Origin of the sequence: Chamaesiphon sp. VAR_69_metabat_338 (assembly GCF_031423935.1) — a bacterium.
In the GTDB taxonomy this organism is placed as follows: Bacteria; Cyanobacteriota; Cyanobacteriia; order Cyanobacteriales; family Chamaesiphonaceae; genus Chamaesiphon.
Window position 1 is genome coordinate 1 of record NZ_JANPGM010000705.1, and the last position, 13,121, is coordinate 13,121.

Consider the following 13,121-nt stretch of genomic DNA (forward strand, 5'->3'; position numbering starts at 1 on the left):
GTGCAAACCAACGAAAGACATAGGGCAATATTTAGCGCAGGTAGATAGCGTTATTATAATACCCCTTTCAATAGTACCTGAGAACTATTTTGGTGAAATTTAGTGACAATGAGATTAAATTTGATATCATGTACATAGTTACGTACATAAAATATGTTCTCTACCGAAATCACTTCGCCGACTGAAGCCAGAGCTGGATTCTTTCAATTGATCGATCGCGTCGCTCAGAGTCACCAAGTTTGTGTCATCAATCGTCGCGATGGTGAGAATGTGGCTTTGATTGCCGAATCAGATCTCAATAGTCTGATCGAAACTGTTTATCTATTCCGCTCTCCTGCAAATGCGCGTCATTTACTCGATTCGATCGATGAATATCGCTCTGGTAAACTGGTGCCGCAAAGCATTGAAGAATTATGTAAGGAGTTAGGAATTGATGGCGAAAAAGAAGAAAAAATCTGAAGAGCTATCGGAAATAACTCCCGTTCAAATTATTCGATCGAGTCCAGTATTTACTAGCAAATTCAAAGAAGATTTGGGTTGGTGGTATAAAACCGATTCTAAAAAAGCAGCGAAGATCCTCGATCTGGTAACAGCTATTATGTCAGATCCGTTTACAGGGATTGGCAAGCCAGAACCTTTAAAGTATCTGGATTCAGATTATTGGTCGCGCCGCATCGATCTCGAACATCGATTGATTTATATAGTGAATAATGAGCAGATTGTCTTTTTTGCATGTCGCTATCACTACGAATAAATATTACTCATAATTAGAGAGAAACTAGTATTTTAGATTCTAATCTATCTTCTAGAATGTCATGAAAAATAGCCCCTTTTGTAATCAAATCTTGTTTCATCAAGGCCAAAACTCCTGCATTAGATTCAAATCTAGTATTTCTTACATCAGTATCTTGAAGGTCTGCGTTACTTAGATTAGCCCCTCGAAGATCGGCATTACTTAGATTGGCACCTCGAAGGTCAGCATTACTTAGATTGGCACTAAGCATGTAAGTATCACTCAAGTCAGCATTAATTAGATTAGCACCACTCAGGTCAGCACTAATTAGATTAGCACCACTCAGGTCAGCACCATTCAGGTTAGCACTAATTAAGTAGGTATTACTGAGGTCAGCATTAATTAAATTAGCACCACTCAAGTTAGCACTACTGAGGTTTACAGCAAAAAGGTTAGCATATTTCAGATCAGCATTCCTCAGATCGATAATTTGGTTAATGCCTCTCGACTTGGTGCTACTTAGATTTATTTTCCTTATCGCTTCAACGATGTGACTGATATTTTTTAATTGTGGATAGTTAACCGATCGATCGACAATATCTTTTAGTGCAATTAATTTCTTTAACGATTTAAGAAATTGCTGAGATTGTTTCAAATCATCCTGATTTATTTTCCATTTTTCCAGAAACTCATTCTGGGTATAGATTTCTAGAGACTTGTTAAAGCATTCGATCGATCTCTCTAAATTCTCCTTACGATCCCCTTTATTTCTATTGAAATAAGCCAAGCCAAGATTATGTTGCAGCATCGCCCAATAGGTTGCCGGAACATAATCTCTCGTATAAATCCTTAGTGCATGATTGAAACAATCGATCGGTTCGTACTCATTCTGTTGTGGTAATTCTTCTCCTTGTGGTGATTCTGGTCGTTTCTCAATTGCGCCATGTTCTGCATATAATCGATCGATCTCCTCCTGCCAATCAGGATGAAACCAAATAACCTCTTCTCTCGGTACTTGTAATTTCAGACAGCTATCAAAGACAATTTGTGGGATATTCTGCATCTTAGCATCCACACAAATGGAAGCCCCAGGCTGTGGCGAATTCAGATATTCTACTAGTGTGACAGTTTCGTTAGATGGCAACGTCAGGAAAGTTAAGCGCATTTCATCTAAATCGTCATAGCCTTCAAAGATCGGTAAACCGAGATGAGCAACCAAAGACTCGATCGAGACATCCAAAAATGCGGCATACTCATGTGCTGGAGTTACCTCTTCAAATCTAATTCTCTGAATAGTTGCTGGTTGGCTCATTGCGGCTTCAGCCTTTATCTAATTCTTGAGTACAGAGCGTTATCGTTACCTTAATTTTAGCGTACCCATCTTCAGTCACAACACCCTCTCGATCTCCTGACCAATAAGCGAATACGGGATGGTATGAATCTGTCTCAACTTTCGTTGTAAACTCAATCCCACTGCGTTTTGTCACTCGATCGTTTGTCAGGGGTAGCTGATTAACATAGGCTTTAACCTTGGGAATATCGCTACCACCCATATAATTCCTAAATGGCCCACCCCATAATTCTTGGCTGGCTAGTTGTTTCTTTACAGTCTCAGTATCAGTCTGTAGGCGGTGATAAATGGTCTCTGTCACATTATTCTCTCTAGATCGCGTAGCATGAAGCCTAATCGCCTTTGCCATCGTAACATAATAGTTGAAGTACATATTCCACAGGACTTAGAAGTCGATCGATGATAGCTCTTTAGTCTGTTTGGACGATCTGCATAGCAAAAAAATAGAACCCCGACTTCTTCAAGAAATCAGGGTTCTAAGCAGGCTAGTATTTCTAAGTTTCTTCGGACGGATTGGATTGACCGATAATTGGTGCGAGGAAAGCCACTAATACCCCGATCGCAAATCCGGCACAATTACGAAATAGTGGTACCCATTCGGATGTGCGCGTGATGACTGGTGCGACACCAAACGCAATGAATAAAATTCCCCATAGTGGTGAAAAAATCAATGCCCACTGCCACGAGAAACCTTCACCAGGTTTACGATATTGTCCGGCAAATCCACAGATGATGCCACCCAGAATCGAGCTAGTTAGAGTCAATAACCACTGTTCTTTTGGTAGTCCTGGAACGACATTACAACCGCCTCTAACCAAACAGGTTTTGACTGCTTCTAAGGAGTCAGTAATGGCACTATCTTCGCCATTTTCACGGACATAGTACATGTTGCCAAATCTGGTTTGTAGCTCGATCCAGAAGGTTCTGGGCATCAGTTTGTAGACATCATCGCCGACGCGAAAGTTGAGGGTATTACCACCGCGCGAATCGGAGACGACAAGGACACTTTTTGCATCGAGTCCCCAATATTTGCTCACTGCTCGTCCGGGGGTACGATCGTATTGTGTCAACACCCGCAGCTTCCAACCAGTATCGGCTTCAAAGGTATCGATATCTTTGACTAATTTCTGTTCTTGGATTTCAGTGAAGGTTTTTGCCAAGTCGATCACCGGAGTCTGTTCTGTGGGCAATAACTCTGGATTGTCGTAAGCTTGAGCGGCGGGGGCGATCGACCACACGGATATACTTAAGATGATGGCAAGTGCAGATCCGAGCAGGCGACGTAATATCATTTTTGACGAAGGCATGTGCTACTAAAGTCAGTTAAATCGATACAAGGACAAATTGGCGATCTGCACTGATTAGAGCCGATTTCGCGGTTGTCTCGATCGATCGAATTTAATCTATTATTAATTTACTTTACAATACTTTACGAACGAATGGGGCGATCGGCGGAAGTTCGATCGGGGACGAGGGTACGGGGGTACGGGGGAATAATCTATTGTTCTGAAACGATCGATACTCCCGATAAGATTACTAGCCTCTGGTCGTTGATAACTTGAGATCGAACTCAGTTTCAAAAATCGGCTTTTTATAATCCAAGCTCCAACATTCGAGAACGCAGGCATCTAAGGGATCGGCAGGGAAAAATGTGAGCTGGCATTCGCGGGTGGCTAAATCGCAATTGAGGCGGACATCTTTAATTGCGCCAATCCGGCGTCGGTCGAGAGCTACGGCAACTCTCAGAATCGCACTGAGTTGGGAGACGATCGATTTTTGTTCTTTGGTGAGGTTTTGTAAATTCTGATGTTTTTTCTTCGGTGCGCTTTTGCGATGGTAGCGAGCGATATTGGCAATAATATCGATTTCGGCTTCGGTGTAGCCGAGCAACTCCCCGTAGCGAATTAGGTAGTAAGAATGCTTGTGGTGGGAATCGTGACTGACAAAGTGACCGCTATTGTGCAAGATCGATGCGCTCCAGAGTAACTGCCGGATCGACTTGTCCCAGGTATGCAACTGTCCGTAGGTTTGGTCGAATAGACTCAAGGCTAATTCGGCAACGCGCTCGGAGTGGGGGAGATCGACGCCGTATTTGCCAGCGATTTTGAGCGTACTGCGCTCGCGGATCGAGCCTTGATATTTGAGGCGATCTTCGATCAAACCTTGGGCCAGCATCCAATCGACGATTACTCCCTCGCGGAGGCTGCGTTCGCAGACAGAAAGCGATTGCATCCCTAACATAGTCATCGCCTCTTGCAAAACGACCGCACCAGCGACGATAATTTCGGCACGGCGATCGGATATGCCTTCGATCGTCGTACGCTCGGCAATGGTCAGCCGTCGCAGCCGATTGATGAGATTGCGTAATTCGGAGAGTTGAATTTTGAAACCATGAATGCGATCGGGCACATGCCCATTTTTGTCCAGATTGAGGACGGCGGCAATCGTTTCGATCGTCCCGGCAGTACCGACCATTTTGGGCAGTTCGCCCGGACGGAGATTGGCCTTGATTTCATCGATCGGGCGTTCCAATTGCCCGCGCACGAAGGCTTGCAAGTAGCTCAAAGAGCGATCGCTCACGGGATTGTTAGGGATAAATTCCGCCGTCAGCCGCACGGCACCGATTTTGGTGCTACTGAGGGTTCGCGGTTCGTGACTGTCACCCAAAATTAATTCCGTCGAGCCGCCGCCGATATCGATAATCAGATGGGGTGTATTGTCGAACTCAACTCCCGATAAGACGCCTAAATAAATGCGTCGCGCTTCCTCTTGCCCCGAAATGATATTTACCGCCAAACCTAATTCGGTCTCGATCGTTCGAGCGAAATCGCGGCCATTCGGGGCTTCTCGGACTGCACTGGTCGCAACGGCAATGATTCGATCGACTTTGAGACTTTTGGCGACCTCCTGACAGCGTTTGAGTGCGCCTCTAGCTCGATCGATCGCCTCTGGCGTCAAATTGCCCGTGAGGGGGTCGCGATCGCCCAAGCGGACTGTCTCTTTCTCGCGGGCGATAATACTAAATGCTGGTAGGCTGGCAATAACGCGGACGACGACCATGTGTACCGAGTTGGTACCGATATCGATCGCGGCAATAATCGGGTCGGTGGATCGATCGTCATCGATCGTGCTTGAAGACTCTAATACCGCGTTTGCCATAAGATTTCCAGTCAGATGAGAGAGTTTGGATCGTTACTGACCGGGCGATCGGTCATACCGGATTTTGACAACAGTACCAATTAGCTCTAATTTACATTGATGCTGTCTATCGAAACAAGCTTACATCGATCGCTTTTGTAGGTAGTTAGCGGTCTGTGAAAGTTATCTCAATTCTTTAAATTATCGAGCATGAAGCCTAAAGCCTAAAGCCTAAAGACTAACCCCGTCCCAAGCTCCTAACGTCTTGAGCGTATTCATCTGCGCCTTGGTTAGACCTTCAACGCCAGCGATGTTCATCCCTTCATAAGGACGGTGCGCGCGACAAGTCGAAAGGATGCGACCGTCAGCCAAGTTCCAGAATCGCACGGTTTCATCCTCACTGGCACTAGCAACGAACTGACCGCACCCACTGACAGCTACCGACCACACCCAGCCCTGGTGTCCGGTATAAGTGTCGGTACATAGTCCGGTGTCCATCGACCACACCTCGATCGTCGAGTCAGAAGCACCACTAAAGAGCCACTTACCATCGGGACTATATGCTAGTGACAAAATCCAGCCGGTATGTCCGTTAAATTCATGGCAAAGTTGGCCAGTATCGATATTCCAGAGCAAAATTTTACTATCCATCCCGCCACTAGCGAGGATCGTACCACCCGGATCGAAGGCTAGCGCGATCGCGCGATTGGTATGGGTAAGAATTTCTAATGGGGCATTGTCGTGGAGGTTCCAGAGCCGGACAGTGAGATCCTCACTGGCACTAGCAATCAGATCGCGAGTGGGATGATAGGCTAAACTGCCAATCCGATCGGTATGACCCACGAGCACCTGTAAACATCGCCAGCTCTGGGTATCCCAAATGCGGATCGTGCGATCGCTCCCACCGCTGATCAAATACTTGCCGTCGGGACTATAGACTAGGGCTAAGATTTCCCCTGGATGTCCGTGCAGGATCTGAGTACAAGCTAATGTTTGGGCATCCCAAATTCTAATCGTGCGGTCGTCGCTACCGCTAGCAAAAGTTCGACCTTGCGGATCGGCGGCTACAGTGTTGGTAGATTTGGTATGTCCGGTTAATTGGTGCAGACAGATTTTTTCGATCGCACACCACACGCGAATCTGGGCATCGCGACTGGCCGTCAGCAATCTGTGGCCATCTGGACTCCAGGCGATCGCGCGAAACCAATTGGTATAACCATTGAATGCCTGCAAGCATTTGCCATCGCTCACTTGCCAAACTCGCAGGGTACGATCTTCGCCGCCACTGGCAATTTGGTAGCCCTGGGGATGAAAAGCCACCGCCCACAACCGATCGCTATGGCCTTCCAAATTATGCAAGCAAAAACCATCACTCGCACGCCAAATCCGCAATAAACCACCGACCCCAGCACTGGCGATCTGCGAGCCATCTGGGCTAAATACCGCCGACCAAATTTCATCGCCATGTTCGGAGATCGTCAGCCGACAGGCCGCTCGATCGCTCGGCTCAGTGGCATCCCACAAGCGGAGGTTGCCGTCGAGACTGCCGCTGAGGATGGTCGTACCATCGCCGCTATAGTCGATCGTCGTGACCCAGTTTTCATGCCCCTGCCAGACGATATCACAGTTCCCAGTCGCCACATCCCAAATTCGGATCGTGCCATCGGCACCACCGCTGACTAATTTGTGCCCGTGGGGATGAAAACAGACATCCATCGACCAGTGCTGGTGTCCGGCAAATTGCCGCTCGCAAACTCCAGTAGGTAGGTGCCAATAATAAATGCGATTGTCAGTACTGCCACTGGCGAGATAGCTGCCGTCGGGACTAAAACTTAAGCCCAAACTGTGGATGCCATCACCGAGGGTTTGCACGCAAGTCCCATCTTGCAAATCCCATAGTTTAATCGTCCGATCGTCGCTCGAACTAGCCAAATACCGACCGTCGGGACTAAACGCGATCGACCGCACCCAATTGGTATGTCCCGAACAAGTCAGCAAACATTGGCCATCTTGTACCGACCACAGCCGAATTTCACCATTACTATCGCTAGCGGCGAGAGTCTGGCCTTCAGGGCTATAAGCGATCGCCAGAATGCTACTAAACGTCTGTGTAAACGCGCAATCCTGCATCTGGGCATTGGCAAAATTGACGCGTACTAAATTCGCACCGACTAAATATGCCTGCCAGATGTACAACTCAGAGCAATCGAGATCGGTCAAATCTAGTTTGAGATGAGTGAGTAAATTGAGAATATTACCAGCAAGGTATCCAGGTTGGAGCGCGTGCGTCACTCGCCAGTACGCCAAAGTTTGCCGCAGTCGGATGCCAATGTGCTGGGGATTGCCAATACTGGTACGCAGCCGGTCGATCGCCGGTCGGACGATCGTCCGCAGTTGCGCCTGCCGCAAGTACTCTTTGGCCGTAGCCTGAGCGATCGGATGAGTATCGAGCAAAAATGGTCGCTGGCGTTCGATTTCAGTGCAGATCCGATCGACCAATCGTCCGGTGACGTATTCCATCACCATCGGTTGCAGCGACCAATGGCGTTGAGTCCGATCGATTCCGGGGAGATTGGCGATGATACTCCGACGGCGCAAGGATTGTAAGACTGTTAGCAAGGATGTGTGGCGCGAGATCGGTTGCGCTGCTGGATAATTACCCTGACGGTTCCAAGCTGGATGCAGCGATCCTGCCAAATCTGAGATCGACAGGGGTTCGCGACCGATCGCCAACCAGTACATAACTTGCTGCTCCTCAGATGTCAACCGCTCCCACTGCTGTTCGAGCAGGATCTGAATATCGGCGAACCCCAAATTACTCGATCGTAGGTAGGGAAAAATTTCACTGACATCCCCATCGGCGACTTCTTGCACCGCTGCGGCAATTAGTTGAAATGCTAAGGGATTGCCGCCACAATAGCGATCGATCTCCACCCATTCTGTTGGGGAAATCGGCGCGCAGCCGCGATCGGCAAAAATTCGTTGTCCGGCGACGGCATCCAATCCGGGTAAAATAAAGGTTCTGACCTTAGCGTTGATGCCCTCTAGTTGGCTGATTTCCGTGGGTTTTTCCCGACTGGTGAGTAGTAGGCAACTCTGATGATTCGTTCGCCCCAACGTACTAAACAGATCGCCATAATCAGCATATCCAGATCGATACTGTCCGACTTGCGCACCAGCTTGCAAGATCGACTCGGCATTATCCAGGACGATCAGACAGCGATATTGTTGACAGATTTCTAGTAATAATTCGATCTGTCCGGCCACTGTCTTGGGCACGATCGCCAATTGGATCTGTCGGAGATCGTGACACTCGGCTAAGGGGACGGCGACCTGGTGCTGACTTGCTGCCAACCCAGGGGCGAGCGTCACCATCCGAATTAACTCTGGCAGTAATTCTTGCAGTGGTGGCGCATTGAGCAAACTTCGCCACAAGATGCAATCGAACCGATCGGCAGTAGGTGGTACGGTGGGATCGTCCATACCTCGCTGGATTTGAGCTTGGAGCTGCTGCACCAATTCGACAGCAATCGTCGTTTTTCCCATCCCTCCCATGCCCAAAATTGCCACCAACCGACACCGATCTCGAACGATCCACCGCTCCAATTGACTGCGCTCTAATTCGCGCCCATAAAAGGTGGAAATATCCATCGCTTCGCCCCAGTCAATTCCCGACTGGGGCGATCTCGGCTCGGCTGCCGATCTCAGATCGCGCTGGGCGGCAACTGATTCAATGACTTGGCGGAAATTAACTTTAGAGACTTTGCTTTGGGTGGCGATCGATAGCATCCGCCATAATTGTGCCCCAACACTCTTGATATAAGTGCGATCGTATCCGGCTGTCTCGGCTAACTGGCGATAAGACTGACCTTGCCAAGCGGCTCTGAAAACCAGTTCTTGAGGTGGATTTAGATATTTAGGGGCTAGTAGTTCTTTGACGATCGCCTCTGCACGATCTAATTCCATCAGTTATTCTCTCCTCGATCGAGCTGATGTTTATACTACCTACCATAATCGATCGTTTACAGGTGTGACATACATGCTACCTCACAACTAGAAGAGATTTCTGTCTGACGATCGATCGCTAACCTTAATATAAAACTAGTTGCGAGCGAGCTAAGGATCGCTGACTACAAAGAATTTTGGTGTTGCTGGATTCAGGTATGGTTAGCCCTCACCCCGCCAGATCCTGCGGCTCTAGCTCCCCACCCCCACGCTGGGGTGTGGGGTTGGGGGTGAGGGCAAAATCTATGCTTCATACACCAATCCAACTGCAAAGAATTTCTTAACGCCTGAATACTACTCTGAACCCACAACCAGCCATGCGACTACCTGGAGCGAGACTCCCTCGTACCGCACTCCGACAGCCCTTAGCTACATAATCCCAAGCTCCACCCCGCATCACCCGCTTGACGTCGTTTGGCACCGCACCAGTAGTCCAAGCACTGCCATCGATCGGTGCATCATGATAACTAGGCCGATACTCATCCGCACACCATTCCCAGACATTGCCATGCATGTCATATAGTCCAAACTGATTGGGGGGAAAACTGCCGACAGGTGTAGCTCGTGCTCTGTTTTCACCGGTTGGTGCCCCAGCATAGGGAAAATCGCCGTTGTAATTAACGACCTCAGGTGTAATCGTCTCCCCAAAATGAAAGGCGGTCTGCGTCCCCGCACGGCAAGCATATTCCCACTGTGCTTCGCTGGGTAAAGTATAACGATCGCCAAGCTTTTGCGATAACCGAGTACAAAACTCGATCGCCTCATCCCAACTGACCCGCTCGATCGGATATGCTGCACCTAACCCAAATCCAGCATCTGCGCCCATTATCGATCGATATTGCGCCTGAGTAATTGGATATTTACTCATGAAAAATGATGGTACCGTAACTCGATGCACTGGCCGTTCGTCAGGATGGTGTAGATCGTCCCCCATCATAAATTCACCGCCCGGAATCGCCACCAGATCTAATGTGACGCCATCAGCCAAACTGACAGTAAAATATTCCGCCCTGCCTGTTTGTCGATCGACGATCTCCCCGCAACCATCGACACGAACGTTTTCAAAAGTACAGGTTTGAAGGTTGGGAACAGAAGACATAGTTTCTACTAGAATCGATCGATTAGTTTCAAGTATGTCATGGGGTCGGATCGATTACCTCCGGTAGGCTACGCCAACGAGATGTTGTGGAAATCGATCGGGGTGTCCAAAGATCTTGACGCTTACTAATCAAGCTGTGACATCGCAGTGACAAATTGATCGGCAATAAATGGCAAGATCTGTCGATTTTGGCTGTTCGCTGCGCCTTCGGTAAACACAATCAGTAAATATGGTTGCTTATCTACCAGTTCGATATAAGCCGCATCATGGCGCACCTGAGACGTCCACCCAGCTTTCGACCAGATTTGACTTTCTGGTGGTAAACCTGCACCTAAAAAGCCGTTTAACTGGTTCTCTTCACCAGGATCGGGGGTTACTTGAGCTAGTTGGAGATCGCGGTGGAGAAGTTGCATCATTTGACTCGATCGATCGCCGCTGATGGCAGCACCGCCGACGATACTATGCAGCAATCTCGCCACTGCATCTGTCGTCACCATATTCCGGTTTTCCCGCATTTCGCCGACGAAATACCGCTCCCTTCCATAGGGGCCATCGCTCCAGGTTTTTTGATTGACATTAATCAGGTCTAATTCCGACCAGCCCAGCGATTGGAAATAACGGTTGACCAAGTTGCGCTGAGATTTCCAGGATTCAAATGGCCCAGCGGATAATTCGGGGCCACTAGTAGTACCCGTGAGGGTATCGACAACCAGACTAGTCGCATCATTGCTAGAGTCGATTATCATATCTCGTACCGCTCGATCGAGTTCGCTCGAAGCCGATGCCATCCCTTGCTCCAGCCATTCATGCATCGCGAGCAAATAAAATAATTTGGCGATACTGGCGGGATAAATTCGCTCGTTACCGCGATAGTTAAAGCCCCGAACTGGATATTTCCATAGTTCGTCAGCAGTAATTGCACCGCCAGTATTGACAGGAATTGGTGGATCGTATACCAGCCAAGTGATGGCAATCTGTTCGCGTTCCAATGTCGGGAATTTTTGCCAAGTGTCTGCTAATGCTGCTTCGGCTAAGGTTGTAAGTTGGGGATTGGTTTGATAAAAGGGCATTGAATTAGCGGGGGATGGCTGGGGTAGAAAATCCCCTCCGAGGAGGGGTGCCCGTAGGGCGGGGTGGGTAGATCTCCGCAGTAACTCAAATAACTTCTCGGTACGCGGTAGAAGACTGGGATGGGATTTAGTGGATCTAGAAATGCTGGAATCCTGACTGTCGGTTTAGATAAATTGTGGAATCTCCAGTGAGATCGTCGATTAATACAATATCTGACGATCGACCGATTTTACCGATAATTGCCGCACCATTGCCGATGTTCTTCACTAATTCTAGGGCAACTGGTTCGGGCATCGACAATACTAGTTCAAAGTCTTCCCCACCGTAGAGAGCTGAATCTAAGGCTGTCTCTGGAAAGATTTGGGATAGAGCTGGCGAGATCGGCATGGTCGATCGATTCAGCACCGCACCGACGCCGCTAGCCTGACAAATTTGAACGATCGCGTCTGCTAATCCATCGCTACTATCCATCCCGCTAATCGTCAATGTTTGACTAGTTGCTCTCAATCGATCGATTATTGGCAACACATCTAATCTAGGCTGCGGTCGTTGATGAGCCGTAATTAAAGCTTGCTGTTGCGCCGTAAAATCTGTTTGTCCCAGTTCGGCAGCGAGTAGTAATTTCAAACCGCCATGAGAGTCGCCATGATAACCCGTCACCACGATCGCATCGCCAATTTGGGCCGTCGATCGAGCGATAATGCGATCGGCTTTCACCGCACCTAGAGCTGTAATCGCGACTGTGGCTACACTCGATCGAGTCAAATCCCCACCAATAATTCCCGTTCCATATCGCTCCAAACAAGCCTGCATTCCCTGATAAAGCTGCTCCAACCAGACGACAGATAGTGTCGGGGGTAAACTTAACCCTACTGTAATTCCCAGGGGTGTCGCGCCCATTGCCGCCAGATCTGATAAATTGGCAGCAACCGATCGCCAACCGACATCAAATGCTGTCGTCGTGCGATCGCTAAAATGTACGCCATCAACTAGCACATCAGTAGTGACAACTAACTCGCAACCTTCAGGCGGATGAACGATCGCGCCATCATCCCCGATCGTATTGGGCAGACAATAAGATTGAATTAATTGCAACAGTCCGCGTTCGCCCAGATCGCTAATTAGCATTGTGGGGATAAGTTGATAGGGGCATGTGGATCGATCTCAATGGATAAATTAACTATCCTCGACGATCGTTCCCTGATGATACAAGATCTTCCAACCACTGTTGGTATATTGCCAGAGAGTCGATCGCCGCGTCACTCGCTCTGCTTGAATGAGAGTATATGTCAGCAGATAAGTATCTGGCGCGATCGATCGACAGTAGAAATCCTTAGTCTGCCAAGTGTTTTCTGGAGCAGAGTGAATGCCTCGATATGCGGAGTCCTGATATCGCCTAACGACTTCTGCCAATACATACTCCCGACTATAGCGACGACCGGAAGCACCAATCTCCCAAAATGCGGCATCTGTCATATTCTCAAAATCCTGGCGAGTCATACCAAACTCAGGATGATGAAAAATCGGTTCGCGTTGCATCAGCTCGTGTAAAACGTCCGCATATTGAAGCTCCGTAAAAAATTCCGGCGGACAATCGATATACTCATCCACATCCGTCGATCTGCCCTCAATCTCCTTCTCCTTGTCCATCATCTTCCCTCCGCGTCCTTTGCGGCAGCAACTAACAACCTTACCCAAATACCAAAAAACCTCTGCGTTCTTTG

11 protein-coding genes are annotated in these 13,121 nt (G+C 48.4%); 2 read left to right on the forward strand and 9 right to left on the reverse strand.

The window, feature by feature from the left end; genetic code table 11:
- The first annotated feature begins 153 nt into the window (after positions 1-153).
- Together RMO84_RS19665 and RMO84_RS19670 are read left to right on the forward strand one after the other, a co-directional pair.
- Positions 154-459 (forward strand): type II toxin-antitoxin system Phd/YefM family antitoxin, encoded by a 306-nt coding sequence (locus RMO84_RS19665; protein WP_310490131.1) that lies wholly within the window; start codon positions 154-156, stop codon positions 457-459.
- The gene (locus tag RMO84_RS19670) at positions 434-754 is read left to right on the forward strand and encodes a Txe/YoeB family addiction module toxin (RefSeq protein WP_310490132.1); all 321 of its coding nucleotides are present in this window, start codon (positions 434-436) and stop codon (positions 752-754) included. Before RMO84_RS19665 ends, RMO84_RS19670 begins: the two co-directional genes overlap by 26 nt.
- Before the next feature lie 13 nt (positions 755-767).
- On the opposite strand, the gene RMO84_RS19675 is transcribed toward RMO84_RS19670, so the two are convergent.
- From RMO84_RS19675 to RMO84_RS19715, 9 genes are all read right to left on the reverse strand, one after another.
- Positions 768-2,045: a pentapeptide repeat-containing protein gene (locus RMO84_RS19675; RefSeq protein ID WP_310490133.1), complete on the reverse strand. Its 1,278-nt coding sequence runs from the start codon at positions 2,043-2,045 to the stop codon at positions 768-770.
- A gap of 7 nt (positions 2,046-2,052) precedes the next feature.
- Positions 2,053-2,385 (reverse strand): hypothetical protein, encoded by a 333-nt coding sequence (locus RMO84_RS19680; protein WP_310490134.1) that lies wholly within the window; start codon positions 2,383-2,385, stop codon positions 2,053-2,055.
- A 193-nt stretch (positions 2,386-2,578) separates the two neighbouring features.
- Positions 2,579-3,391: a TPM domain-containing protein gene (locus RMO84_RS19685; RefSeq protein WP_310490135.1), complete on the reverse strand. Its 813-nt coding sequence runs from the start codon at positions 3,389-3,391 to the stop codon at positions 2,579-2,581.
- A gap of 229 nt (positions 3,392-3,620) precedes the next feature.
- Positions 3,621-5,243, reverse strand: a complete 1,623-nt coding sequence (locus RMO84_RS19690) for a Ppx/GppA phosphatase family protein (protein WP_310490136.1) — start codon at positions 5,241-5,243, stop codon at positions 3,621-3,623.
- Positions 5,244-5,453: 210 nt separating this feature from the next.
- A complete protein-coding gene (locus tag RMO84_RS19695; protein WP_310490137.1) occupies positions 5,454-9,188 on the reverse strand; it encodes a pentapeptide repeat-containing protein in 3,735 nt (1,244 codons plus the stop codon).
- A 319-nt stretch (positions 9,189-9,507) separates the two neighbouring features.
- The gene (locus RMO84_RS19700) at positions 9,508-10,326 is read right to left on the reverse strand and encodes a formylglycine-generating enzyme family protein (RefSeq protein WP_310490138.1); all 819 of its coding nucleotides are present in this window, start codon (positions 10,324-10,326) and stop codon (positions 9,508-9,510) included.
- Positions 10,327-10,451: 125 nt separating this feature from the next.
- A complete protein-coding gene (locus RMO84_RS19705) occupies positions 10,452-11,396 on the reverse strand; it encodes a serine hydrolase (protein WP_310490139.1) in 945 nt (314 codons plus the stop codon).
- 136 nt (positions 11,397-11,532) lie between these two features.
- Positions 11,533-12,525: a thiamine-phosphate kinase gene (thiL, locus tag RMO84_RS19710; RefSeq protein WP_310490140.1), complete on the reverse strand. Its 993-nt coding sequence runs from the start codon at positions 12,523-12,525 to the stop codon at positions 11,533-11,535.
- A gap of 48 nt (positions 12,526-12,573) precedes the next feature.
- On the reverse strand, positions 12,574-12,936 hold the full coding sequence (locus RMO84_RS19715; RefSeq protein ID WP_396135907.1) for a DUF4440 domain-containing protein: 363 nt from the start codon (positions 12,934-12,936) through the stop codon (positions 12,574-12,576).
- Positions 12,937-13,121 lie beyond the last annotated feature (185 nt).

Excerpts from the sequence above, each read along its gene's own strand:
- RMO84_RS19700 (WP_310490138.1), bottom strand. The coding sequence starts at position 10,326 with ATGTCTTCTGTTCCCAACCTTCAAACCTGTACTTTTGAAAACGTTCGT.
- RMO84_RS19685 (WP_310490135.1), bottom strand. The coding sequence starts at position 3,391 with ATGCCTTCGTCAAAAATGATATTACGTCGCCTGCTCGGATCTGCACTT.
- RMO84_RS19690 (WP_310490136.1), bottom strand. The coding sequence starts at position 5,243 with ATGGCAAACGCGGTATTAGAGTCTTCAAGCACGATCGATGACGATCGA.
- RMO84_RS19695 (WP_310490137.1), bottom strand. The coding sequence starts at position 9,188 with ATGGAATTAGATCGTGCAGAGGCGATCGTCAAAGAACTACTAGCCCCT.
- RMO84_RS19665 (WP_310490131.1), top strand. The coding sequence starts at position 154 with ATGTTCTCTACCGAAATCACTTCGCCGACTGAAGCCAGAGCTGGATTC.
- RMO84_RS19705 (WP_310490139.1), bottom strand. The coding sequence starts at position 11,396 with ATGCCCTTTTATCAAACCAATCCCCAACTTACAACCTTAGCCGAAGCA.
- RMO84_RS19715 (WP_396135907.1), bottom strand. The coding sequence starts at position 12,936 with ATGCAACGCGAACCGATTTTTCATCATCCTGAGTTTGGTATGACTCGC.
- RMO84_RS19670 (WP_310490132.1), top strand. The coding sequence starts at position 434 with ATGGCGAAAAAGAAGAAAAAATCTGAAGAGCTATCGGAAATAACTCCC.
- RMO84_RS19675 (WP_310490133.1), bottom strand. The coding sequence starts at position 2,045 with ATGAGCCAACCAGCAACTATTCAGAGAATTAGATTTGAAGAGGTAACT.
- thiL (WP_310490140.1), bottom strand. The coding sequence starts at position 12,525 with ATGCTAATTAGCGATCTGGGCGAACGCGGACTGTTGCAATTAATTCAA.